The sequence below is a fragment of the Oryzobacter faecalis genome, from assembly GCF_046764005.1.
In the GTDB taxonomy this organism is placed as follows: domain Bacteria; phylum Actinomycetota; class Actinomycetes; order Actinomycetales; family Dermatophilaceae; genus Oryzobacter; species Oryzobacter faecalis.
Genome location: NZ_JBKOFW010000003.1, coordinates 458,425 through 481,837, shown reverse-complemented (window position 1 = coordinate 481,837; position 23,413 = coordinate 458,425). Strand labels below are relative to the sequence as shown.

The window sequence follows — 23,413 nt, the reverse complement described above, 5'->3', positions numbered from 1 at the left end:
CTGTACTTCCTCGGTGCGGGCATGACTCCAGCCTCCCTGAAGAGGTCAGGACCCTCCACCAAACCCGGGGCGGTTCAGTCACCTGGACCGAACGCACGTACCACCGCCGGCGCCGACAACGCGCCCTCGGCAAGCTCACCCCGATCGAGTTTGAGACCATCAACCGAGCCGCTCACGCGGCCTGAAACACCACACCGGAAGTGTCAACCAGACCTTCAGCAGTCCCGGCTGGTAGCGCTACGCGATGAACAGCAAAGTTCGCTTGCGCTGTGACAAACCGGTGGAGCGCAACGCCATCCTGAATCCCACCTGTGCCCAGAGGTAACCGACTGCGAAGGGCGCCAGCGTTAGCGGTTGTGAGAGGTCCGCCCAAGACAGCAGGACCGCCAGAATCACAATCGCTCCCGCTCCGGCGGCTCGGGTCGCAAACAACGATTCGGGACTCACCAAGACCATTCCTCAGCGCGACGCGAATTCAGCGAGGAGCCGCACAGGTACAGCGTGGTGGCTCCCGACCTTGGGCTCTGCGACGGCATGGAACGATCCTCGCAGGGTCCCCGTCCGGCTGCCCTCTGAACCAGCAACGAACGCACACGCCGCCTGATCGCGCATCCCTCGAGCCATCAGGGGCAGTTTTGCGCTCACGCTGCCACCCGCAAATGGCAGACCTCAGTCGAGTAGGTGCAGGTACTTGGGTCGCGCCTTCATGGCGTGGATGACGAGCTGCTGGCCGCTGTCGAACGTCAGGATCGCAAGTTCCAGGAGTCGACCGTTCGAGTCGAAACCCAGCACGAAGTGCTTGGCCGGGACGTCGTCGTCTGGCTGGCTGGCGTACGCCCAGTTCTCGGCGGCGTAGAGGATGTCGAGTTCGCTGATGCCGTGCTTGAGGGCCGAAGGGGCGACCTTCACGCGACGTATGCGCGGATTGCGGCACGGATCAACTCAGACCGGCTGACGTGATCGTGCTCGGCACGCTGGTCCAGCGCACTGAGCAGGGTGTCATCAACGCGGACAGGGACGACGCGTGCGGGGCCGTCGCCCATCGGCTTGCGCCCACGCTTGCGCAGCTGGCTGACGTCGTAGCCCCGCTCAGCCTCGTCGGCCCACTCCTGGATCATCTCGTCCGTGACCGGGACACCGTTGACCGTTTCCATGGTCAAAGCGTATTACAGAATGTGCGAGCGGACCACCGCCTCGTCGCACTTGCCGCCGCATGAAGCGCACCGGCTTTTGCGCTCGGTGAGAATTCTCTGTACTCCGTCAAGGGCGGGCCTTCGGCCCGCCGCCGCGCCGGGCATGCGGCCTGGCGGCCGGTCCCGGCGCGCACCGTCGAGTCGACCCACGGCATACGAGAAGGGCACCGGACCACACGACCCGGTGCCCTCGATCTCAAACGATCAGCTCACCGCAGCCGCCGACCCGCCGCTCCACTGTCCCGCCCGACTCCGGGCCGCCTCAAGGGCGCGATGCGTCACTACGTGATGGCCTGCGGCCACCCTTGACCCGACCACTCCGCCGGACGGATCTGCTCCGCTGTCGGCTCGGTGGCTCAGCTCTGCCCGAGGCCATTTCGTGGGCACATTTTGGGCACCATTTCCGGACAGAACCCCTCCGCGACCGAATCGAGCACACCCGGTTTCCCGCACAAACACGGTTCGTAGCCACCCTCTCGAAGGCCCCGAGGAATCTCCTAAAGAAGGTGTCGCAGGTTCGAATCCTGCCGGGGGCACCGAACGGACGCGCGCCAGCGCGGCCGGGCGGGGACCCCGGCAGGATGACGGGAGCCGGAGCCGGTCGCGACGAAGGAGTGAGCAGCGACGGCGGCTCCTGCCGGGGGCACCGAACGGACGCACCAACCCGCTCGGCTCGCGGCTCCTGCCGGGGCCGCGTTCACCACGCCCCGTGGTGCCCTCGGGGCCCGCGGCGGACGAGGGGCCCTCCGGGCGAGGACCTATGGCCCTGTCGCGAGGCGCCCACGGATCGGACGATCAGGGCATGACCCGTGCTGGTGAGACCAGACAAGGAGGCGTGCGATGCCACAAGCTCGTCCGCTGAGCCGATCCGAGTGCCATGCGTTGCTGTCGTCCGGGGTCGCCGGACGCCTCGCGCTGTCGGCGCCCGACGGCCCCCACATCGTCCCGCTCAACTACTCCGTCGTCGACGGTGCGGTCGTCGTCAGGACGTCGCCGTACAGCGTGCTCGGAACCCACGGACGGGACGCCCTCGTCGCCTTCGAGACCGACTCCTTCGACCCCGACCGGAGGGAGGGCTGGAGCGTCGTCGTGCGCGGCCGCGCCGAGGTCGTCCGCGACCGGGGCCAGCTCGACGCCATCCGCCACCACTGGGAGCCGCAGCCGTGGGCGAGCGGCGCGCGCTCCCTCGTCATGCGCATCCGCCTCGACGAGCTGACGGGGCGCCGGTTGGGCCGTGAGCCCGAGCCCGGACCACGGGTCGGCGAGGACCAGGCGGCCCGCCGCGACGACGTCGCCCGCTCCGCCTGACCCACCAAGGCCCGTCCTAGACTGGGCGCCGTGGACCAGGAGCCGGTGAGCGTCTTCCTCCTCGACGATCACGACGTCGTCCGTGAAGGGCTGCGCTTCCTCCTCGAGCGGCACGGCATCGAGGTGGTGGGGGAGGCCGACAACGCCACCGACGCCACAGCCCGCATCCCGGCCCTGCGTCCCGACGTCGCGGTCCTCGACGCCCGCCTCCCCGACGGCTCGGGCATCGAGGTCTGCCGCGCCGTGCGCTCGCTCGACCCGGGCATCAAGGCGCTGATCCTCACGTCCTACGACGACGACGAGGCGCTGTTCGCGGCGATCATGGCCGGCGCGTCCGGCTACGTCCTCAAGGACATCCGGAGCAACGACCTCGTCGGCGCCATCCGCACGGTCGCCGCGGGAAACTCCCTCATCGACCCCTCGCTCACGACCCGCGTCCTCGACCGCGTCCGCAACGGCGCTGGGGCCGCACCGGAACTGGCGGAACTCACCCCGCAGGAGCTCAAGCTCCTCGCGTTCATCGCCGAGGGACTGACGAATCGGCAGATCGGTGAGCGAATGTTCCTCGCCGAGAAGACCGTGAAGAACTACGTCTCGAACATCCTCGCCAAGCTCGGCGTCGAGCGGCGGACCCAAGCGGCCGTTCTCGCCTCCCGCCTCCTTGACCCGTCGGGCGGCTCACACCGCTGACTGCGCCGGCCGCCGCCGGACGCGCGGCCGGACGTCCCGGCCGACCCGGGACCTTCGTCCCACGGGCCGGTGACCACGGGCCCTGACCCCGTCCCCTTCCCTCGCGAGACGCTGGGCGCAGCACGACGAGACCAGCACCAGCGAAGGAGAAGACCCATGACCGCCACCGCCCACCGCCCCACCCACGACACGACCCACGCCGCCGCCGTCGAGCAGATCACCGAGCGGCCCCTCTGGCTCGCCCGCTCGCTCGCTGCCCTGCGCATCGCCTTCGGCGTCACCTTCCTGTGGGCCTTCCTCGACAAGACCTTCGCACTCGGCTTCCACACCGGCTACGACCAGCAGGGCAACCTCGACCGGTTCGGTGACGCCGCCTGGATCAACGGGGGCAGCCCGACCACCGGGTTCCTCAGCTTCGCGATCCCGGAGAACAACCCCTTCAAGGGGTTCTTCAGCGGCCTCGCCGGCAACGCCGTCGTCGACTGGCTGTTCATGCTCGGGCTGCTGGGTGTGGGCGTGACCCTCCTGCTCGGCGTGGGCCTGCGGCTCGGCGCCGCGGCGGGCGCCCTCCTCTACGCGTTCATGTACGCGGCGTCGCTGCCGCTCGAGAACAACCCGGTCGTCGACGACCACCTCGTCGGGATCATCGTCATGGCCGTTCTCGTCGCCGGTGCCGCCGGCCACACGTGGGGTCTCGCCCGCTGGTGGGACCGCACCCGACTCGCGCAGCGCCTCCCCGTCCTCCGGTAACCGCCCCCGGGACAACCGAACCGGCCGGCTCCGCGACAGCGGGGGCCGGCCGGTTCGGTTGTCACGATCTCGAGAGGGGGACCCGCCAGGTGAAGACGGTGCCGCTGGGCTCGTTCGGCGAGAGCGTGAGCGAGCCGCCGAGCTGGGCGGCTCGCCGCCGCGCGTTGCGCAGGCCGCTCTCGGACCGGTCCGGCGGCACCCCGCTCCCGTCGTCGAGCACGGTGAGGAGGACCTCGTGGTCCCGGACCTCGAGCTCGACCTCGACGCGGTCAGCGAGGGCGTGGCGCGCCACGTTCGAGACGGCCTCGCGCAGCACCGGGAGGAGGTGGGCCCGAACCTCGTGCGGGACGGCGCTGTCGACCGGACCGAGGGTTCGCACCACGGGCGCGAAGCCGAGGACAGGGACGTACTCGCGCACAACCGTCCGCACGTCCTGCCGCAGCGACCCCGCGCTGCGGTCCTGCAGCTCGAAGATCGTCCCCCGGATGTCCTTGATCGTCAGGTCGAGGTCGGAGACCGCGCGCTCGAGGCGCTCGGTCACCTCGCCGTCACCGGCGAGCATCGAGACCCCCTGGAGCTGCAACCCGGTCGCGAAGAGGCGCTGGATGACGACGTCGTGGAGGTCGCGGGCGATCCGCTCCCGGTCGGAGATGACGGCGAGCTCCTCGCGGTCGGAGACGGCCCGGGCCCGGTCGAGGGCCAGGCCGGCCTGGTCGGCGAACGACGTGAGCAGCTCGAGCTCCTCGTGGCCGCGCCGCGACGCCGGCTCGTCGTGGAGGGTGACGAGGACACCCTGGTCGCCGAGATGGGCGCGCAGGGGGATGGCGACCGCCGCGGACCCGGCGACCTCCAGCTCGACGGCGTCGACCTCGGGCTGGTCGAGAGCCCGATCGGCGACCAGCCTGAGGGCGGCCCGCACCGTCTCCAGCTCGTCGGGCTCGCAGACCAGGGCGGCGAGACGGTCGTCCTCGCCCGCGCCAGGGCGGAGGATGGCCGCGGCCCGGGCCCGCGAGACGGCGCGGGCACTCGTTGCGATGCGCTGCAGGGCGCGGCCGAGGTCGACCGGGGGCTGGAGGGCCTCGACCAGCTCGGCGGTGGCCTCCAGCCACTGCCGACGCCGCTCGCTGATGGCGTAGGCGCGCGCGTTCTCGACGACGAAGCCGGCGGCACGGGCGAGCGCCTCGACGAGCTCCTCGTCCTCCGCGGTGAAGTCGCCGCCATCGGCCTTCTCGGTGAGGTAGAGGTTGCCGAAGACGGTGCCGCGGATCCGGACGGGAACCCCGAGGAAGGTGCCCATGGGCGGATGGTTCGGCGGGAAGCCGACCGACTGCGGATGCGCGGTGAGGTCGTGCATGCGGATGGCGCGCGGGTCGCTGACGAGCAGGCCGAGGATGCCGCGGCCGCGGGGGAGGTCGCCGATGAGGCGGTGGACGTCCTCCTCGATGCCCGTGGTGACGAACTCGGTGAGCGTGCCGTCGGAGCCGACGACCCCGAGCGCGCCGTAGCGCGCCGAGGTCACGGCCGTCGCCGCCTCGACGATCCGGACGAGGACACTGCGCAGGTCGAGGTCCGACGCCATCGCGGTCACGGCATCGAGGAGGGAGCGGACGGGTTCGGTCATCATCGGCTCGGTGGACGCCACGGGGGCCATCCTCCCCGATGGCGACCCCCAGGCAGGCACCTTCGCGACCACCCGGTGAACGCCAGACGGCATCTCGCACGCGAGCAACCCCACGGGCGGTGAGTCCCGCGTGACGTGGGCCTTGACAGCCCCCGCGGACCGTGGACGATGGGTCCTACCTCCAACCGCGTGGGGTTCCTGCATCCCTGTCAGAACGGGGGCTCCCATGGCTGCGTCCCACAACCCGGCGACCCGAGCGCTCATCCGAGAACTGGCCGAGATCGAGGACGAGATGTACCTCGTGCGGGCCGCACGGACCCGGTCGCGCGCCACGCCCCCGCTCGACGCCGAGCTCCTCCGGCTGGCGCGCCGGGAGCAACAGGTCCTGGCGAGACTCCGGCGCCAGCGCATCGCCCACTGACGCCTTCTCGGGCCAGACTGGGCCCATGATGGTCGAGGCGACTCCGCTCAGTGGTTCGACGGCAGTCGTCACCGGTGCATCGAGCGGACTGGGTCGGGCCACGGCCCTGCGGCTGGCGCGCCACGGGTGTGACGTGTTGCTGCTGGCCCGCCGGGCGGATGACCTCGACGCCGTGGCCCACGAGGTCGAGGCGCAAGGGGTGTCCGCGCACACCTGTGCCGTCGACCTCGCCTCCGGCGACCTCGCACGGGTGGTCCGTGATGCCTTGGCGCAGACGGGGCCGCCGTCGGTCCTCGTCAACGCCGCCGGTACGGACGCCCCGGGTCCCGCCCGAGAGACGTCCCTCGAGGACTGGAACCGGGTGGTCGCGGTGAACCTCACGGCCCCGTTCGTGCTGGCACGTGAGGTGATGCCGCTCATGGCCGCCCGCGGCGGTGGGCTGGTCGTCAACGTGTCGTCGGTGGCCGGGCGCCGCGGGTGGGCCGGCGCCTCCGCCTACTGCTCGACGAAGTTCGGTCTCACGGGCCTGACCCAGTCCTTGGCGGCGGAGGGCCGCGCCGACGGCATCCGGGTGTGCCTGGTGTACCCGGGTGCCATGTCCACGGGGTGGGGCGAGTTCGACGACGCGGCTCCTCGCCGGACGCCGCCGGTCGTGTCGAGCCGTGACTCGCTGGACCCGGCGGCCGTGGCCGACCTCGTGGGCTGGATGGCGACGACACCGGGGGCCCCGGTGCTCAACGAGGTCACGATCACCCCGCTGATGGAGCACGGGTGGCCGTAGGCGCGCACGGAGTGCACCGCCGGCCGCGACACGCCGCCCGCCGACGTCCGCCCCGCAGGCGTGGCTCACGACGCGACGCTGAAGGCCCACCCGAACGGGCCCCGTCGGGTGGCTCGGATGGACCATGGTGCACGGCGTCGGCGACCGCGACACTGCTGCCATGACCGACGAGGCGGACGGCCGGGCGATGGAGGGGCGCTCCTCCACCGGGCGACGAGGTCGGTCGATGTCGAACCCGCCGGGTGCCCATGGCCCGGCGGGTGGCCACGACCACGTCTGGCGGCTCCGGGACGTCTGCTTCGCCCTGCCCGGTCCCTTCGTGTCCGAGGTCTGCGCGCGGTGCGGCGCCCTGCGGATCCACGGTCCCGAGGAGATCACCGGACCACGCAGTCCCGTGGCGGAGGGTGCCGCGCTGCACCTGCTGCTCTCGGCTCGGCGGAGGTTCCCGCCCCCGGGCGAGACCACGTGACAGGCATGTCCGGCGGCGCGCACCTCCTCCTCGTCGAGGACGACGAGCGCATCGGGTCGACGCTCCTTCGTGCACTGGCCGGGAGCGGGTACGACCCGCGCTGGGTCCGCACCGGGAGCGATGCGGTCGTCGCCGCGCGCGAGCGACGTCCGGACCTCGTCCTGCTCGACCTCGGGCTCCCCGACATCGACGGGCTCGACGTCTGCCGCCGCCTGCTCGAGGGCGACCCCGGCCTCGACGTCGTCATGATGACGGCCCGCGACCTCGAGCTCGACGTCGTCGTGGGCCTCGACGCCGGCGCGGTCGACTACGTCACCAAGCCCGTCAAGCTCGCCGAGCTGCTCGCCCGGATCCGTGCACAGCTGCGCCGGCGCGAGGGGACCTCCGCCTCCGCCTCGACGCGGGCCGCCGACGACCTCGTCATCGACCCCGCGGCCCGGCGGGCCTGGCTGGGCGGCGAGGAGCTCACCCTGCGGGCCAAGGAGTTCGACCTGCTCGCGCGGCTCATGGCCGACACCGGGCACGCCGTCTCGCGCGAGACGCTCATCAACGACGTCTGGGACGAGAACTGGGTCGGGTCCACCAAGACGCTCGACTTCCACATCGCCGCCCTCAGGCGCAAGGTCGACGGGGCCCGGGAGGCCAGCCGGATCACGACGCTACGAGGCGTCGGCTACCGGCTCGAGCTGTCGTGAGGCGCCGTCTCCTCACCGTCATCCTCTCGGTGACGGCCGTCGCCGTCCTCCTCTTCGCGGCGCCCCTCGCGATCGTCGTCCGTGAGCTCGTCGACGAGGACGCGACGCTGCGCCTCGAGCGACAGGCGGTCCTCGCGGCGCGGGAGGTCCCCGCCGACTTCGCCACCAGCCCGGACCCCGTCGAGATGCCGGAGGGAGAGGGCGGGACGACGCTCGGGCTCTACGCCCCCGACGGGCGGCTCGCGGCCGGGTCGGGCCCGGGCAACGCCGAGCCGGCGGTGCTCGCGGCCCTCGACAACCGGGTCGTCGAGGTGCGGACCGGCGGCATCCGGCTCGCGGCGGTCCCGGTCGCGGCGGACGAGCAGGTCATCGGTGTCATCCGGGCGGAGCAGCCGACCTCGGCGAGCGACCGCCGCTCGCTCGGTCTCCTCGCCCTCCTCGGGGCGAGTGCCGCGGTCGTCCTCGTGGTCGCGGCGGCCATCGGGGCGCTCCTCGCCGGGTGGCTCGCCACACCGGTCCGCCGGCTGCGGGACGCCGCGGTCGAGCTCGGCCGGGGCACCTTCGCCGTCGAGGTGCCGCCGAGCCGGATCCCCGAGCTCGACGAGGCCGCGGATGCCCTGACCGCCACCGGGCGCCGCCTCCAGGACCTCGTCGCCAGGGAGCGCGCCTTCAGCGACGACGCGTCGCACCAGCTGCGGACCCCCGTCGCCGGGCTGCGTGCCGCCCTGGAGACCGAGCTCGCCTTCCCGCGCGAGGACCGGGTCCAGGTGCTGCTCGAGTGCCTCGAGGACGTCGACCGGCTCGAGGCGACGATCACCGAGCTGCTGAGGATCGCCCGGGGGTCGACCCGCCCCGGCGCCGCCGTCGAGCTCGGCCAGGTGCTCGCCGCGGTCGAGCCGGTGTGGCGGCGCCGGCTCGAGGGCGAGGGGCGCCGGCTCGTGGTCCGGGTTCCCCGCCACCTCCCCGCCGTCGATGCCGAGGCCACGATGGTGCGCCACGTCCTCGACGTCCTCCTCGACAACGCCCGGACCCACGGCGAGGGCGAGGTCAGCGTCGAGGCCACCGACCGCGGCGAGGAGGTCGTCGTCCTGGTGGACGACGAGGGTGTCGGCTTCCCCGACCCGATGACCGACGGTGACGGCGAGGGCACGCAGGTCGGGGGGCAGCCGCACGGTCTCGGTCTCCCGCTCGCCCGACGGTACGTCGAGGCCATGGGCGGCCGGATCGACCTCGGCAGACCCGGATCGCCCGCCCGCGTCGAGGTCGCATGGCGGCGGGCCCACGACTGAGGCCGGAGAACCGACTTCTGGCAGAACGCTGTCCGTCCGCGCGACGTGTGCTGGCCCGGCGCTCACCCGCTCCGCCCTAGCGTCGGGGAACGGACGACGAGGAGGACGCCATGGCTGCTCCCGCGATCGAGCTGCGCGGCCTCGGTCACCGGTACGGGGAGGTCACCGCGCTGCGCGACGTCGACCTCACGATCGAGCGCGGGGAGGTGTTCGGCTTCCTCGGCCACAACGGCGCCGGCAAGACGACCACCGTCAACATCCTCACCACCCTCGTCCGCCCCACCTCCGGAACCGCCGCGGTCTGTGGTCACGACGTCGTCGCCGACCGGGCGGCCGTCACGGGGCGCATCGGCTACCTCCCCTCCGAGGTGCGGATGTACGGGCACCTCACCGCGTCGGAGAACCTCGAGTTCCTCGCGACCCTCTCGGGTGTGGCGAACCCGCGCCGCGCGGCCCGGGGCACCCTGGACTTCCTCGGCTGCTCCGACCTCGCCGACCGGCGTCTGCGGACCTTCTCGACCGGCATGCGCCAGCGGGTCGGGATCGCGCAGGCGATCGTGCACCGGCCGGACGTCCTCTTCCTCGACGAGCCGACGGCAGGGCTCGACCCCTTCGGCGTCCGCGCGCTGCGCGAGACGGTGCAGCGCCTCAACGCCGAGCTGGGCATGACGGTCTTCATGAACACCCACCTGCTCAGCGAGGTCGCCCGCGTCTGCACCACCATCGGCGTCCTCAACCACGGAGAGCTCGTCTACAAGGACTCCATCGAGGAGACGACCCGGCACTTCCCCGACGAGGCGTCGCTCGAGGACATCTACCTGCGGATGGGGGGTGCACCCGCGTGATCGCCGCGGTGACGCGCCACCGGCTGCGCGTGCTGCACCGGCAGCGCGTCGTCATCGTCACGGCGAGCACCCTGCTCGTCGTCACGGCCCTCGCGGGAGTGCTGGGGTGGTCGAGCCACCGGACGATCGTGCGGGTCTACGACGAGGCCGCCCGGCTGCTCGCCTCGACGGGCCAGCCCGCCCCCCCCAACCCCTTCCTCCTCAAGCCGAGGCTGTCCGCCCTGTCGAACCTGGTCGTCTACATCCCCCTCGTCGGAGCCCTCCTCGCCCTGGTGCTCGGCCACCTCGCCCTCGCGGACGACGAGAGCGCCGGCCTGGGCAGGCTGGTCTTCTCCCGCGCGGTGCGCCGCACGCAGGTGGCCCTCGGGACGGTCCTCGCGGTCGGCCTGGTCCTCGCCGGGGTGCTCCTCGCCGGCCTCGTCGTCAGCGCCGCGGCCCTGCTGCTCGTCAACGGGTCCGTGACCGCCGACGAGCTCGCCCGCCTCGGGGCGTTCTTCGCGTTGTCGTGGCTGTACCTGCTGGCCTTCGCCCTCGTCGGGATGGCCACCGTGCTCCTCGCCCGCGCCCGGGCCCTGGCCCTGCTCGGCGCGATCGGTGTCTGGCTCGTGGTGACGTTCGCGGTTCCCCAGCTGACGTCGGGCCTGCGCCCCACGCAGTCGCTCAACCCGATCAGCGAGCCCGTCGGCACGTCGCAGGCCTTCTTCCGCGTCACGGAGCACGCGCGACCGTTCTCGGTCGTCGAGCAGTTCAAGGCGGCGTCCGGGGTCGTCCTGCGCACCGCACCGCCCGAGCCGGTGGTGAGCACCCTGGTCCGGGTCCTCCCGCTGCTCGTCGCGACGGCCCTCCTCCTCGGTCTGCTCGTCCGGTTGGTGGGCTCGCACGACTGGTCGAGGGGGGCGGGCGATGAGTGACTCCGCGCGCCGTGTCCTCGTCATCGCGCGCCACGAGTACCGGGCGGCGGTCCGCAGCCGCGTGCTCCTCGTCCTGCTGGTGCTCGTCGTCGTCGTCACCGCCGTCGCCGTCCACAACGCGACCGCCGGGTACGCCGCACGCCTCGCCGAGTACGAGGCCTATCGCGCTGCGGCCCGGGCGGCCGGCCTGGACCGGATCGCGCCGTCGCCCCTCGCGCCGCTCTCGCTGCTGCGTGGCGCGTTCGAGTACCTCGAGATCATCGGCGCCGTCATCGCCATCGCGACGGGGTACCTCACGGTGTCCCGGGAGCGCAGTAACCGAACCCTCCCCCTGCTGCGCTCGCGGCCCATGACCTCGAGCGAGCAGGCCACCGGCGCCTTCCTCGGCGCCCTCGGGCTGTTCGCGACCCTCACCCTCGCCGCGGCCGTCGTCGGCGTCATCGGCATCACGTGGGGTGGGCACGACCGGATCAGCCCCGGCGAGGGGCTGCAGCTCACCCTCGCGTACCTCGCTACCCTGCTCTACCTCGGCGCGTTCTCCTGCCTCGGGGCGATCGCGGCCGCCGTGTCCCGCAACGCGGCGAACGGGTTGACGGCGGCGCTCGGCGTCTGGCTCGTCGTGGTCCTCGTCCTGCCCCAGGTCGGCGACACCATGGACGCCGACAACCAGCTCCCCGGCGGCCTGTTCCAGGCGCTCACGCTCGACCACGACGGTGAGGTCACCGTGCTCTCCCACTTCACCGGGTACGAGCGGGTGCGGACGGGCGTCGAGGAGCTGTCGCTGTCGAAGCACTACGAGCGCTTCGCCTTCGCCATGAGCGACGTCAAGGAGCGGTACCGGCCCTTCGACCTGCCGTGGCTGCTCCACGAGACACGACACGACATCTGGTGGCTGCTCGGCACCGTGGCCGCCCTGTTCCTCGCCCTGCGCCGTGCGTTCGCGTCACGGCCGGCAACCGCACCCGGAGGTGGACCATGACCCGCGTCGTCCCTCGCCCCTCGTCCCGGCGCACCGGTCCGGTCCGGACCGGGGTGGGCCTGGCCGTGGCGCTCCTGCTCGTCGGATCCTGCTCCGGCGACCCGCCGGCCACCGGCGGGAGCAGTGGGAGCGCCGCGTCCAGTGTCCCGGCGGCGACCGGAGCCGAGACCTCATCGATGCCGGGCAGCGCGGCACCGACGACGCCCGCGGCACCGGCGAGCATCTCCCCGGTGCTCCCCGTGAAGGGCAACCCCATCGTCAACGGCTCCACGGTCGAGGCGCTGGCGATCGAGGAGGTGCTCGTCGAGAACAACGTCGCCGAGGGCGGCGGCGGCGACGCGCCGGACCACCTCGAGGTCGCCCTGCGCAACACCGGGTCGGCCCCCCTCACCGGGTTCGAGGTCTACTACACGATCAGGGACCCGAGGACGAAGGACTCCGAGAGCTACTACGTGCGCCTGCCGGACTCCTTCACGATCGCGCCCGGGGCGGAGCGGGTCGCGCACTTCGACGGCACCCGGGCGACCGACCACTTCCCCGTGAACACGTTCTCCCTCTACTACACCGACACGAACGCCCTCGACGTCACCGTCGTCGTCAGCGCGGTCGACGCGGCGCCGCAGACCGCCAGGGTGAGGAAGGACGCCGGCGGGGCGGAGGAGGCCGACTGACATACCCGCCCGGGGTGGCCGGCCGCCATGGCCCGGTCGAGCCATCCTCAGGGGCCACCAACCCCACCAACGGGCTATGTCCGCAGGTCAGGTCCTCCCCTAGGCTGCGGCTGGGCCGAAGACCTCCGGGGTCCCTGCCGCCCGGTCGCCTCGGCGCCGGACGGGGTTCTTCGGTCGGTCCGGGGTGCTTTCCCGGGCCGAGTGCACGATCCAGGCCAAGCAGGAGGCCGCTGATGTCGTCGCCGTCCCGTCGTGCGGGGGTCCGCGCGACCGCCGCTGCCCTCGTCCTCGGGGCCGCCCTCGTCGCGGTGCAGCCGAGCGCGGCCACCCAGAGCTCGTGCACGACGACGACGGCGGCGGGGTGGAGCGCGACCCTGTGCCTGTCGGTGGCCGTCGACGCCTCGGCCACGGGGCCGGTGCAGATTTCCGCGACCGTCGACGTGTCGCCGGGCGGGCCCCGCGTCGCCAAGGCCGAGTTCGCGCTGCGCGACCAGTACCTGCTCACCGACTACGAGGCTCCCTACACCTTCGTGCTCGACACGGCCGACTTCGTCGACGGCGCGGCATCGCTGCGTGCCCAGGCGGTGTTCCGGGACGGCTCGATCTCGGACCCCGCGTCCGTCGACCTGACGTTCGCCAACGACGTCACGACGCCCCCCGGGCCCACCGGCAGCTACACCCCCCCGACGAGCCCGGCCTCGACGAAGAGCGACCCGCTCGTCGTCGCCGCCGTGGGGGACGGCGCCGGCGGCGAGCAGGCCGCCACCGACGTCACGGACATGATCGCGGCGTGGCAGCCCGAGATGCTGACCTACCTCGGGGACGTCTACGACGACGGCACGATCACCGAGTTCAAGAACTGGTACGGCGACTCGACCAGCTGGTACGGACGGTTCAAGGGGATCACCGCGCCGGTCGTCGGGAACCACGAGTACAACAAGACGGCCACCGGCACCTTCGAGGCCGACGGCTACTTCCGGTACTGGAACGGCATCTCCCCCTACTACAGCTTCGACGCCGGCGGGTGGCACGTCGTCGCCCTCGACTCGACGACGCAGTACAACCAGACCGCCCCTGGCACACCGCAGTACGAGTGGCTCGTCCAGGACCTCGCGAACCGGGCCAACCCCTGCACCGTCGTCCTCTGGCACCACCCCCTCAACACCGTGGGCAGCGAGGGTCCCTCGCAGCGCCTGTCCGCCATGTGGCAGGTGCTGCGGCAGAACGACGTGACCCTGGTCCTCACCGGCCACGACCACCAGTACCAGCACTGGGCCCCGCTCGACGGCAACCAGCAGCCGGACCCGGACGGCGTCACCCAGATGGTGTCCGGTGCCGGCGGCCACTCCAGCCAGAGCATCACCGGCTCCGACCCCCGGGTCGTCGCCACGGCGCAGGCCTACGGCGCCCTGCGCCTCGAGGTCTACCCCGAGCGGATCGACTACACGTACCGGACACCCGACGGGTCGACCGGCAAGGTCCTCGACTCCGGCTTCGTCCGGTGCGCCGCCCTGTCCCCCGACACCGGCGTCCCGACACGGCCCACGGCCCTCACCGCGACCCTGCGGACCACGGGCATGGCGACCTACTCGGCGGACCTCGCCTGGGCGGCCGCAGACGACGACCGGGGCGTCGCCCAGTACCGGATCCGCCAGAACGGGGCGGTCCTCGCCACGGTGCCGGCGAACACCCTGGCGTACACGGCCAGGTACCTGGCGGCCTCGAGCACCTTCGCCTTCACGGTGACCGCCCTCGACGCCGCGGGCAACGAGTCCCCGGCGTCCGTACCCGCCTCCGTCACGACCCCCGCCCCGACGCCGGTGACCGAGGTCGCGCCCACCGACGCGGACACCTACACCTCGGAGCAGCAGCCGACGAAGAACTACGGTCGCGCCACGACCCTGCGTCTCGACGCCGACCCGGCCACGAGCGCCTACCTGCGCTTCCCGGTGACCGGGTCTCACCCGAACGTCACGCAGGCCACGCTCCGCGTCTGGGCCGCGACGAAGGCCACGGCCGGGATCGCGGTCAGCACCGTCCCGACGACCTGGGGCGAGCTCACCCTCACCGCGGCGAACGCGCCCACGGCGGGCCCCGTCATCGCGTCGAGCGGTGCGGTCGCGGCGAACACGTGGGTCGACCTCGACGTCACGTCAGCCGTCGTCGGGAACGGGACCTACGCCTTCAAGATCACGACGCCCGGCACGACGGCGGCATCACTGGCGAGCCGGGAGGGGGGTGCGCCCACCACCGCGCAGCTCGTCGTCAGCAGCCGGCCGCCGCCCGACACGCAGCCACCCACCGTGCCCGGCAACGTCCAGGCGGTGGCGGCCTCGCAGACCAGGGTCGACCTCACGTGGACGGCCTCGACCGACAACGACGCGGTGTCGTACTACACCGTCTACCGCGACGGGCTCGCCAAGGACACCGTGCCCGCCACCCAGCACGCCTACGTCGACACCGACGTCAACGCGGGACGGGCCTACACCTACGCCGTCGACGCCGTCGACCCCTCCGAGAACCACTCGGCCCTCAGCGCGACGTCCTCGGTGAGCCCGCCCGACGAGACGCCGCCCGAGCTGCCCGACCCCTTCGACGTCGTCCTCACCGGACCGACGACCGTGAGCCTGAGGTGGGGCGCCTCCACCGACAACGTCGGGATCACGGGCTACCGGCTCAAGCGGGACAACCCGACCCTGGCGCAGCTGCCGGCCTCGGCGACCTCGTTCGACGACGACACGGTCAAGGCCGGACGCACCTACACCTACGCGCTGAGCACGACCGACGCCGCGGGGAACCGTTCCGACACGGTGTCGGCGACGATCACGGTGCCGCAGGACTCGGGTGGGTCGCCGCCGACGACCCCCGGGAACGTGACGGCCACGGCCACGGGCGAGCACACGGTGAACGTCGAGTGGACCGCCTCGACCGACGACACCGGCCTCAGCGGCTACGAGATCTTCCGCGACGGCCTGTCGGCCGGCCTCGCCGGCGCCTCGGCGACGGCGTGGAACGACACGAACCTCGCGTCCGCGACGACCTACACGTACACGGTCCGCGCCATCGACGAGAACGCGAACTCGTCACCGCTCTCGAGCCCTCCGGCCGTCGCGACGACCTGGGCCCCGGACACCACGGCCCCGAGCGTCCCCGGCGCCGTGCAGGCCACCGGGGCGAGCCTGACCTCGGTCGGGGTCTCCTGGTCCGCGTCGACCGACGACCGGGGCGTCACCGGTTACCGCGTCTACCGTGACGGGACGGCCGTGGGCGGGGACCTGCCGGCCACCGCGACCTCCTACACCGACACGGGCCTGGCCACGGGGTCGACCCACACCTACGAGGTCGACGCCGTCGACGCGGCGGGCAACCGGTCGGCGCGCTCGGCGCCCCCCGTGGGTGCCCGCACGCTCGTGCCCGCCCCCACGACGCAGACCTTCGTCGTCGGCGCGGACGCGTACGTCAACTCCGCCTCACCCACGTCGAAGTACGGCGCCGCCACGACGCTGCGACTCGACGGCGACCCGGTCGTCAGCTCGTACCTGCGGTTCACGACGAGCAACGTGCAGCCGGTCGTGACGTCGGCCGTGCTGCGCGTCTACGCCAACGCGCGCAACACCAGCACGGTCGAGGCCCGCACGACGAGCTCCACCTGGGACGAGGCGACCATCTCGTGGAACACCGCCCCGGCCCCGGGTGCGGTGGCGGGATCCGCCGGGCCCACGGCGGCCGCCGGCTGGGTCGACATCCCGGTGACGGCCACCGTCACCGGCAACGGCACCTGGTCCTTCGTCCTCAGCCAGTCCGGCGTCACCGCCGTGGCCTACCAGTCGAAGGAGGCGGGGACCACGACCGCCGCCGTCCTCGTCGTCACCTCGTCCTACTAGGTGGCGTCGGGTCGCTCGGGTCACGCGGCCGACTCCGGCGGCCGCGGCTGGACCTGGCGGCCCGGGGAGTCCCTCCGGGGCAGGAAGCCGGAGGGACTCCCGCCGTGGGGGGCGCGCCGTGGGGGGCGCGCCGTGGGGGGCCGCACCCGGCACGGGTCAGGTCGGGTCAGGTGAGGGCGGGCTTCGGCTGGGGGCCGAGGACGACCGGCTCCGGCTCGCGCACGGCGTGGCGGGCCTCCTGGGCACGACCGAAGCGCAGGTAGAGCGACGGCACCACGAAGAGGTTGAGCAGGGTCGAGGTGGTGAGCCCACCGAGGATGACGATGGCCATCGGGTACTCGATCTCGTGGCCCGGCACGTCGCCCATCGCGACGAGGGGGACGAGCGCCAGAGCCGTCGCGAGGGTCGTCATGAGGATGGGCGCCAGCCGCTCGCGGGCCGCGCGCAGGACGAGGTCCGGGCCGAACGTCATCCCCTCGGCGCTCTCGAGGTGCTGGCAGTGGCTGATCATGAGGATCCCGTTCCGCGCGGCGATGCCCAGGACGGTGAACAGGCCCACGAAGGAGCCGATCGTCATGGTGCCGCTCGTCAGCCACGCCGCGAGCACACCGCCCACGAGCGCCATCGGCAGGGTCAGCAGGCTGAGGAAGGCCAGCCGCCAGCGTCGGAAGGACCCGTACAGCAGGCCGAGGATGGCGACGAACGCGACGACGGAGAGCAGCCGCAGCCGCTGGGACGCCGCGGTCCTCTCGGTGTCCTCACCGATGACCTCGACGCGGTAGCCGAGGGGGAGCTCGACGGCGGCGGCGGCCGCCCGGACGTCGGCGGCGACCTCGGCGAGGGGGCGTCCGTCGACGTTCGCCCCGACGTCGAGGCGACGTGAGCCGTCGATGCGCCGGATCATGCTCGGTGTCGACCCCATCTCGACCGTCGCGATGTCGGCGAGACGCACCGTGCCGCCCGACGGGGTGTCGATGAGCAGGTCCCGGACGTGGTCGGGGTTGCGTCGGGCCTCGGGCACGCTCCACACCATGACGTCGTACGCCTTGCCGACCCGGTACACGTCGGACAGCTCCTCCGCCGCGAGGTAGACCGCGGCCTGGCGCCGCACGTCCCCCGGCTTGAGACCGACCGCCTGGGCCTTGTCGAGGTCCACCTGCACGACGAGGTGCGGGATGCGGGTCTGCAGGTCGGTGTGCGGGTCCTTGACGCCCGGGATGCCGGCGATGGCGTCCTCGATCTCGTGGGCCTTGGCCTCGATGACGTCGAGGTCGTCGCCGTACACACGGACGACGACCGCCTCGCCGGCGCCGGTGAGCACCTCGCGGATGCGTTCCTTGAGGTAGGTCTGGACGTCGCGCCTGAGGCCGGGGTAGCCGTCGACGACCTCCTGGACCCGGTCCACCGTGGCGTCGTAGTCCTGTTCGGGGTCGATGCTGATCCAGTTCTCGACGAAGTAGATGCCGTAGACCTCGTCGCCCATCGCGGCCTGGCCCACGTGCGCGCCGAAGTTGCGGACACCGGGAACGTCGCGCAGCTCGCGGCTGGCCGCACTCGTGACGGCCATCGTCTCGTCGTAGGAGGCGCTCGGCTCGAGGACCCAGTGCATGAGGAAGTCGCGCTCGCGGAACGTCGGGAGCAGGTCCTGGCCCAGCCGCGGGACGACGGCGACGCCTCCCGCGACGAGCGCCGCGACGACCGCGTAGGCCGCCAGCGGGCGGCGCACCACCGGGCGCAGCAGGCGCGTGTACCCCGCCTGGGTCCACCGCACGAGGGGTGGCGGCCGCGGGTCGAGCCGCGCCCTGCGGAGGAGGATCAACGCCATCGCCGGCGTGACGGTGACGGCGACGAGCATCGATGCGGCGACGGCGAGGGTGTACGACAGCGCGAGGGGCTGGAAGAACGAGCCCATGAGACCGGTGAGGAAGAACACCGGGATGGCGGCCGCGAGGATGATGAGGGTCGCGTAGACGATGGGGCTGCGGACCTCGAGCGAGGCCTCGAGGACGATCGACGCGGTCGGGCGGGTGCCGCCCGCGGCCCGGTGCTCCCGCAGCCGCCGGACGATGTTCTCGACGTCGATGATCGCGTCGTCGACGACCACGCCGACGGCGATCACCAGCCCGGCGAGCACCATGGTGTTCGTCGTCTCGCCCCGCACGTGGAGGACGAGCGCCGCCGCCACGAGCGACAGCGGGATCGCGACGAGGGAGATGACCGCGGTCCGCCACTGGAAGAGGAAGAACACCAGGACGATGGCGACGAGGATGATCCCCAGGGTCAGCGCGCGCGTGAGGTTCTCGATCGCGAGCTCCACGAAGCTGGCCGGGCGGAAGATCGTCGTGTCGATGTCGAGGTCGCCCAGGGCCGGCCCCATCGTCGCGAGCGTCCGCTCGACCTCGTGGGTCACGTCGAGCGTGTTCCCCCACGGAAGCTTCTCGACGATGAGGAGGAGCCCGTCGCCGTCGTTGATCACGGCGTCGCCGATGAGCAGCTGGTGGCCCTTGACGACGTCCGCGACGTCGCGCATGAGGACGGTGCGCCCGCCCTCGGAGGCGACCACGATCCGCCCGATCGACTCGGCGGAGTCGAGCGGGAGCACGTGCTGGACGACCTGGCGCTGGTCCCCGGCGTCGACGTAGCCGCCGGTCCCGATCTTGGTCCCGGTGCGGTGCTTGAGCAGGCCCGCGTCCGTTCCGGCGGAGGCGGCCGTCATCACCTGCTCGAGGGTCACGCCGGCAGCCCGCATCCGCTCGGGGTCGATCTGGATCTGCCACTGGTTCTTGCGCATCCCCCACACCGCGACGTTCGCGACGCCGGGGAGGGACATCAGCTGGGGGCGGATCTTGTAGCGGACGAGGGTCGCCTGCTCGATGAGGTCGAGCGAGTCCGAGCGCACGCCGATCTTCATGACGCGGCTCGTGGCGGACAGGGGCTGGAGGACCACGGGCGGGGTCGCCCAGCTGGGCAGGGTCGGGGTGATCGTCTGGATGCGCTCGGCGACGAGGCGCCGGGCCTCGATGATGTCGGTGCCCTTCGCGAAGATCATCTCGATGGAGGACTGCTGCGGGATCGACTTGGACCGCAGCGTGACCAGTCCCGGCATGCCGGTCAGGCCCTGCTCCATCGGCACCGTGATGAGCTCCTCGACCTCCTGCGCGGACAGCCCGAGGGCGTCGGTCTGCACCTCGACCCGGGGAGGCGCGAACTCGGGGAACACGTCCACCGCGGTGTCCCGCAGCTGCAGGCCGCCGACGACGAGCATGACGACCGAGGCCGCGACCGCGATGTACCGGAACCTCAGGCTCGCCGTGAGGATGCGTCGCATCATGTCCTGGCCCCCTAGTGTCCGCCGCCGACGCCGTTCTCGGCGCCGTAGAGCTTGATGGCCGCCCGGGTGACGACCCGGGTGCCGCGCGGGGGACCCGCCGCCACCTCGGCGATGTCGCCGGTGACCCGACGAACGGTCACCGGCACCCGGACGTAGGTGCGTTCCTGCGTGTTCGTGTAGACCCAGGGCGCACCCTTCTTGTCGTAGACGATCGCCGCGTACGGGATCGTCGCGGCGTCCTCGACGACGACGGTCGTCAGCTCCAGCCGGCGCACGGCGTCCGCCGTGAGGGTGAGCGTCTTGGGTGCGGAGTCGTCCGCGCCGTCGGCGATCTCGACGGCGGGGTGCGGCTCGTGCACGGCCGCCTCGACCTTCGCGCACCCCGACAGGGCGCTCGTCGCCAGCGTGGCGGCGAGCGCGAGGACGGGCCCGGTGCTACGCATTGGCCCCGACCCCCAGGTGCCCGTAGAGCGCCGCCTCGTCGAAGGCGAAGTCCTCGACGGCCTCCTCCCGCCCGCCGTAGCGCGCGGCGACGGCGGGGAGCACGACGACGGCGACGAGCCCGCTCGTCAGCGCACCGCCGACGACGACGACGGCGAGGTCCCACAGGACCTCGAGGCCGGCACCACCGCCGAGGACGGCGAGGCCGCCCCCCACGAGGACCGTGAGCGCGGTGGCCGGCAGGACGGCTCCGGCCACGGCGGCGGTGGTGCCGGGGTCATCGGCGCGCGCCCGCGCGACCCTGACCACCGTGAGGGCGTGGTGGACGCCGAGGACGGCGAGGGCGAGCAGCCCCGCGAGCGCCCCGACCGTCAGGCCCACGACCTGGACCAGGACCAGGCCCCCGACCATCCCGAGCGGGATGGCGGCCGTGGCGGCGACAGCGGTCCACCAGTTCCTCGTGGCGGCCTGCAGGAGCAGCAGGACGCCGATGGCCGCCGCGACGCCGTAGAGGAGGACGTTGCGCTCGTTGGCCTCCAGTCCGGCGCTCTCGCCGCGGACCTCCGCGTGGTACTCGGCGGGCAGCGTCATCCGCGCGAGGTTGGCGGCGACCGCGTCTCGCGTCTGCCCGCTCGAGACGTCGGCGACGATGTCGAGCCGGCGCTGCACGGACTCGCGCCGGATGAGGCTCGGCTGGGCCGTCTCCTCGACCGTGGCGACGTCACCGAGGGCGACCTGGCCCCCGTCGGGGGTGTCGATCCTCAGGGCGCGGACCTTCTCCGGGGAGTTCCGGACGTCCTCGCCCGTCCACACCTGGACGTCGAACACCTTCTGCTGCTCGAAGATCGCGCCGACCTCCAGCCCGCCCACCAAGGTGGCGGCCTGGCGCCGGACCTCGCCGGGGGTCATGCCGAGCGCCTCGGTCCTCGCGAGGTCGACGGTGATCTGGAGCGTCTGCTCGGTCGGCGGTTCGACGAGCCGGGCGTTGCCGACGCCGGGTGTCTGCCGGACGACCTCGAGCGCGCTGGCCGCACTCGCGCGCAGCGACTCCGGCTCGGGGCCGTAGACGGAGACGACGAGGGGGCCGGCGGCGTCGGGGAGGATCCGGTCGACCCGCCCGTCGAGGTAGCCCCCGACGACGGCCTCGAGCCCACCGGCACCACGGGCCGCCTCGAGGGCGCTCGCGGCGACGGCGTCGCGGTCGGCGCCCTCGGTGAGCGAGATCCACAGCTCACCGGAGTTTGCGCCGACCACACGTTCCCCGGTGACGGCTCGCCCGACGTGCCCGCCGACGCCCGCGACGCCCTCGAGGTCCCGGAGCGTTCCCGCGACGGTGCCGAGGGTTCGGGTCAGGGCCTGGGGTGAGGTCCCCTCCTCGGCGGTCACCGTCATGACGATCGTGGGCTCCGCGAAGGCGGGGCGGGTCTGTGCGTCGGGGACGAGGACGAGGGCGAGCGCCGCAGCGGCCCCGACCGCGATCACCGCGACGACGGCCACCGCGGACGTCGCGAGCCGCGAGGCGGCCGCGGAGGCGCGGGACGAGACGGCCCGCGGCACGGCCTCCTTGGCCGGGCCGGCACCGACGAGGGCCGCGATCCCCGGCCCGACGACCAGGGCGACGACGAGGCACCCTGCGGTGGCGAGGAGGAACCCCGTGGCGGCCTCGGGCAGGAAGGCGCCCGCCCGTCCCTCCAGGAGGTACACCGGGACGACGAGCAGGACGGCCGCGAGGGCGGTGTAGACGGCGTTGAGCCCGACGGCGCCGTAGGCGACGCCGACACGGCGTGCGGCGGTGAGCTCGGGGGGTGAGCCCGCCATCCCGTCGACGGCCGCCACGGCCTGGGCGATCGCGAGGACGGCCCCGGCACCGAGACCGGTGACGGCGAGGAGGGTCACGGGGGCGTCGCGGACCCACAGGACGAGCCATCCCGCCACGAGCGCGACGGCGACGGTCGAGACGACCGTGACCACCGGGCGCCATGCCCGGTAGAGGAGGGCGGACCCGACCAGGACCAGGCCGAGCGCCAGCAGGCCTGCCACGGCGAGGTTGCGCCCCGCGGCGCCCACGTAGTCGGCAGGTCGGTACAGGGAGGAGTCCATCGTCACACCTGGCAGGCCCACCGAGAGCGAGGCGAGTGCATCCTCGATGCCCTCGCTGACGGCGGCCGTGCTCGCGCCCGGCTGCTTCTCCACGACGAGGACGAGACCGGAGGAGCCGGCGACGATGCCGTCGCCGATGATCGTCGGGGGTGCCTCGACGATGGTCGCGACGTCCGCGAGGGTGACGCCCGGTCCGGACGCGCCCTCGACGGCGACGCGACCGAGCGCGGCGCTGTCCGTGATCGGTGACACGTGCTGGACGTTGACGCGCTGCTGGGGCAGGTCGAGGAAGCCGCCCCGCCCGGGCGTCGACGCCTCGAGGAAGCTCAGCGGAGAGACCCACAGGGAGTTGCCGGTGGTGGCGACGAGCTCGTCGAGGGACACACCGCGCTGCTGCATCCGGACGGGGTCGGCCCGGACGTGGAGCTGGCGGTCACGCATGCCCCAGACGGCCACGTTGGCGACACCCTCGACGCTCATGAGCTTGGGGCGGATGGTCCATCGCGAGAGGACCGACAGGTCCACCAGCGTCTGGTCCTGCGCCGACAGGCCGATCATCATGACGCGGTTCGCCGCGGAGGTCGGCTGCAGCATGACGGGCGCCTTCGAGGCGTTCGTCAGCAGGGCCCCCTGCGTCAGGCGCTCCTGGACCACCTGCCGGGCCCGGATCGGGTCGGTGCCGTCCTCGAACGTCATGACGATCGAGGACAGGCCGGCCATCGAGGTCGACTGCATCGTGTCGACCCACGCCACCCCGCTGAGCAGGTTGGACTCCAGCGGGACGGTGACGAGGTCCTCGACCTCCTGCGCGGACAGCCCGAGGGCCTCGGACTGCACCTCGACGGTGACCGGGGCGAACTCGGGAACCGCCTCGACGGGGGTGCCGGCGACCTGGGCCACCCCGAACGCGAGGGCGGCGAGCGCGGTGATGACGACGAGGATGCGCGAGCCGACACCAGCCCTGACGATTCGACCGATCATGACGACCCCCTGCAGCCAGGCTGCGGCAGGCGCGGCGGGAGCTCCTGCAACTC

General features: G+C 72.7%; 19 protein-coding genes and 1 pseudogene. 14 read left to right on the top strand and 6 right to left on the bottom strand.

Annotated features, from left to right (window positions below; genetic code table 11):
• Positions 1-185: pseudogene (locus ACK8HX_RS08945) on the top strand (hypothetical protein); the annotation flags it as partial.
• Between the two features lie 484 nt (positions 186-669).
• Here the strand turns inward: ACK8HX_RS08945 and ACK8HX_RS08940 are convergent.
• Positions 670-909, bottom strand: coding sequence for a toxin (locus tag ACK8HX_RS08940; protein WP_411940333.1), 240 nt, complete (start codon positions 907-909; stop codon positions 670-672).
• Positions 906-1,154, bottom strand: coding sequence for a ribbon-helix-helix domain-containing protein (locus tag ACK8HX_RS08935; RefSeq protein ID WP_411940332.1), 249 nt, complete (start codon positions 1,152-1,154; stop codon positions 906-908). Before ACK8HX_RS08935 ends, ACK8HX_RS08940 begins: the two co-directional genes overlap by 4 nt.
• Before the next feature lie 879 nt (positions 1,155-2,033).
• On the opposite strand from ACK8HX_RS08935, the gene ACK8HX_RS08930 reads away from it, so the two are divergent.
• The 3 genes from ACK8HX_RS08930 to ACK8HX_RS08920 all read left to right on the top strand — a co-directional run bounded on the left by ACK8HX_RS08930 (position 2,034) and on the right by ACK8HX_RS08920 (position 3,941).
• Positions 2,034-2,501: a pyridoxamine 5'-phosphate oxidase family protein gene (locus tag ACK8HX_RS08930; protein WP_411940331.1), complete on the top strand. Its 468-nt coding sequence runs from the start codon at positions 2,034-2,036 to the stop codon at positions 2,499-2,501.
• Between the two features lie 21 nt (positions 2,502-2,522).
• Positions 2,523-3,191 carry a response regulator transcription factor gene (locus ACK8HX_RS08925; protein WP_411940341.1) on the top strand — a complete coding sequence of 223 codons (669 nt, stop codon included), beginning with the start codon at positions 2,523-2,525 and terminating at the stop codon, positions 3,189-3,191.
• Between the two features lie 156 nt (positions 3,192-3,347).
• A complete protein-coding gene (locus tag ACK8HX_RS08920) occupies positions 3,348-3,941 on the top strand; it encodes a hypothetical protein (protein ID WP_411940330.1) in 594 nt (197 codons plus the stop codon).
• Between the two features lie 61 nt (positions 3,942-4,002).
• Here ACK8HX_RS08920 and ACK8HX_RS08915 read toward each other — a convergent pair whose 3' ends face one another.
• Entirely contained in the window at positions 4,003-5,583 is a 1,581-nt protein-coding gene (locus ACK8HX_RS08915) for a GAF domain-containing sensor histidine kinase (RefSeq protein WP_411940329.1), read from the bottom strand.
• Positions 5,584-5,788: 205 nt separating this feature from the next.
• On the opposite strand from ACK8HX_RS08915, the gene ACK8HX_RS08910 reads away from it, so the two are divergent.
• From ACK8HX_RS08910 to ACK8HX_RS08865, 10 genes are all read left to right on the top strand, one after another.
• On the top strand, positions 5,789-5,983 hold the full coding sequence (locus tag ACK8HX_RS08910) for a hypothetical protein (protein ID WP_411940328.1): 195 nt from the start codon (positions 5,789-5,791) through the stop codon (positions 5,981-5,983).
• Positions 5,984-6,008: 25 nt separating this feature from the next.
• The gene (locus tag ACK8HX_RS08905; protein WP_411940327.1) at positions 6,009-6,764 is read left to right on the top strand and encodes an SDR family oxidoreductase; all 756 of its coding nucleotides are present in this window, start codon (positions 6,009-6,011) and stop codon (positions 6,762-6,764) included.
• 160 nt (positions 6,765-6,924) lie between these two features.
• Positions 6,925-7,233, top strand: a complete 309-nt coding sequence (locus ACK8HX_RS08900) for a hypothetical protein (protein ID WP_411940326.1) — start codon at positions 6,925-6,927, stop codon at positions 7,231-7,233.
• A 5-nt stretch (positions 7,234-7,238) separates the two neighbouring features.
• Positions 7,239-7,928, top strand: a complete 690-nt coding sequence (locus ACK8HX_RS08895; RefSeq protein WP_411940325.1) for a response regulator transcription factor — start codon at positions 7,239-7,241, stop codon at positions 7,926-7,928.
• The gene (locus tag ACK8HX_RS08890) at positions 7,925-9,217 is read left to right on the top strand and encodes a sensor histidine kinase (RefSeq protein WP_411940324.1); all 1,293 of its coding nucleotides are present in this window, start codon (positions 7,925-7,927) and stop codon (positions 9,215-9,217) included. The genes ACK8HX_RS08895 and ACK8HX_RS08890 overlap by 4 nt, the downstream gene beginning before the upstream one ends.
• A 110-nt stretch (positions 9,218-9,327) precedes the next feature.
• The gene (locus ACK8HX_RS08885; protein WP_411940323.1) at positions 9,328-10,062 is read left to right on the top strand and encodes an ABC transporter ATP-binding protein; all 735 of its coding nucleotides are present in this window, start codon (positions 9,328-9,330) and stop codon (positions 10,060-10,062) included.
• Positions 10,059-10,973, top strand: a complete 915-nt coding sequence (locus ACK8HX_RS08880; RefSeq protein ID WP_411940322.1) for an ABC transporter permease — start codon at positions 10,059-10,061, stop codon at positions 10,971-10,973. The genes ACK8HX_RS08885 and ACK8HX_RS08880 overlap by 4 nt, the downstream gene beginning before the upstream one ends.
• Positions 10,966-11,952, top strand: a complete 987-nt coding sequence (locus ACK8HX_RS08875; protein ID WP_411940321.1) for an ABC transporter permease — start codon at positions 10,966-10,968, stop codon at positions 11,950-11,952. Before ACK8HX_RS08880 ends, ACK8HX_RS08875 begins: the two co-directional genes overlap by 8 nt.
• Positions 11,949-12,623 carry a hypothetical protein gene (locus ACK8HX_RS08870; RefSeq protein WP_411940320.1) on the top strand — a complete coding sequence of 225 codons (675 nt, stop codon included), beginning with the start codon at positions 11,949-11,951 and terminating at the stop codon, positions 12,621-12,623. Before ACK8HX_RS08875 ends, ACK8HX_RS08870 begins: the two co-directional genes overlap by 4 nt.
• A gap of 233 nt (positions 12,624-12,856) precedes the next feature.
• The gene (locus tag ACK8HX_RS08865; protein ID WP_411940319.1) at positions 12,857-16,507 is read left to right on the top strand and encodes a CBM96 family carbohydrate-binding protein; all 3,651 of its coding nucleotides are present in this window, start codon (positions 12,857-12,859) and stop codon (positions 16,505-16,507) included.
• A 166-nt stretch (positions 16,508-16,673) separates the two neighbouring features.
• Here ACK8HX_RS08865 and ACK8HX_RS08860 read toward each other — a convergent pair whose 3' ends face one another.
• From ACK8HX_RS08860 to ACK8HX_RS08850, 3 genes are read right to left on the bottom strand one after another with little or no spacing between them, the layout of a single operon-like run.
• The gene (locus ACK8HX_RS08860) at positions 16,674-19,838 is read right to left on the bottom strand and encodes an efflux RND transporter permease subunit (protein ID WP_411940318.1); all 3,165 of its coding nucleotides are present in this window, start codon (positions 19,836-19,838) and stop codon (positions 16,674-16,676) included.
• A gap of 11 nt (positions 19,839-19,849) precedes the next feature.
• Positions 19,850-20,281, bottom strand: coding sequence for a hypothetical protein (locus tag ACK8HX_RS08855; RefSeq protein WP_411940317.1), 432 nt, complete (start codon positions 20,279-20,281; stop codon positions 19,850-19,852).
• On the bottom strand, positions 20,274-23,360 hold the full coding sequence (locus ACK8HX_RS08850) for an efflux RND transporter permease subunit (RefSeq protein WP_411940316.1): 3,087 nt from the start codon (positions 23,358-23,360) through the stop codon (positions 20,274-20,276). Before ACK8HX_RS08850 ends, ACK8HX_RS08855 begins: the two co-directional genes overlap by 8 nt.
• Positions 23,361-23,413 lie beyond the last annotated feature (53 nt).

Excerpts from the sequence above, each read along its gene's own strand:
- ACK8HX_RS08900 (WP_411940326.1), top strand. The coding sequence starts at position 6,925 with ATGACCGACGAGGCGGACGGCCGGGCGATGGAGGGGCGCTCCTCCACC.
- ACK8HX_RS08905 (WP_411940327.1), top strand. The coding sequence starts at position 6,009 with ATGATGGTCGAGGCGACTCCGCTCAGTGGTTCGACGGCAGTCGTCACC.
- ACK8HX_RS08865 (WP_411940319.1), top strand. The coding sequence starts at position 12,857 with ATGTCGTCGCCGTCCCGTCGTGCGGGGGTCCGCGCGACCGCCGCTGCC.
- ACK8HX_RS08910 (WP_411940328.1), top strand. The coding sequence starts at position 5,789 with ATGGCTGCGTCCCACAACCCGGCGACCCGAGCGCTCATCCGAGAACTG.
- ACK8HX_RS08930 (WP_411940331.1), top strand. The coding sequence starts at position 2,034 with ATGCCACAAGCTCGTCCGCTGAGCCGATCCGAGTGCCATGCGTTGCTG.
- ACK8HX_RS08860 (WP_411940318.1), bottom strand. The coding sequence starts at position 19,838 with ATGATGCGACGCATCCTCACGGCGAGCCTGAGGTTCCGGTACATCGCG.
- ACK8HX_RS08850 (WP_411940316.1), bottom strand. The coding sequence starts at position 23,360 with ATGATCGGTCGAATCGTCAGGGCTGGTGTCGGCTCGCGCATCCTCGTC.
- ACK8HX_RS08935 (WP_411940332.1), bottom strand. The coding sequence starts at position 1,154 with ATGGAAACGGTCAACGGTGTCCCGGTCACGGACGAGATGATCCAGGAG.
- ACK8HX_RS08870 (WP_411940320.1), top strand. The coding sequence starts at position 11,949 with ATGACCCGCGTCGTCCCTCGCCCCTCGTCCCGGCGCACCGGTCCGGTC.
- ACK8HX_RS08920 (WP_411940330.1), top strand. The coding sequence starts at position 3,348 with ATGACCGCCACCGCCCACCGCCCCACCCACGACACGACCCACGCCGCC.
- ACK8HX_RS08885 (WP_411940323.1), top strand. The coding sequence starts at position 9,328 with ATGGCTGCTCCCGCGATCGAGCTGCGCGGCCTCGGTCACCGGTACGGG.
- ACK8HX_RS08855 (WP_411940317.1), bottom strand. The coding sequence starts at position 20,281 with ATGCGTAGCACCGGGCCCGTCCTCGCGCTCGCCGCCACGCTGGCGACG.
- ACK8HX_RS08895 (WP_411940325.1), top strand. The coding sequence starts at position 7,239 with ATGTCCGGCGGCGCGCACCTCCTCCTCGTCGAGGACGACGAGCGCATC.
- ACK8HX_RS08875 (WP_411940321.1), top strand. The coding sequence starts at position 10,966 with ATGAGTGACTCCGCGCGCCGTGTCCTCGTCATCGCGCGCCACGAGTAC.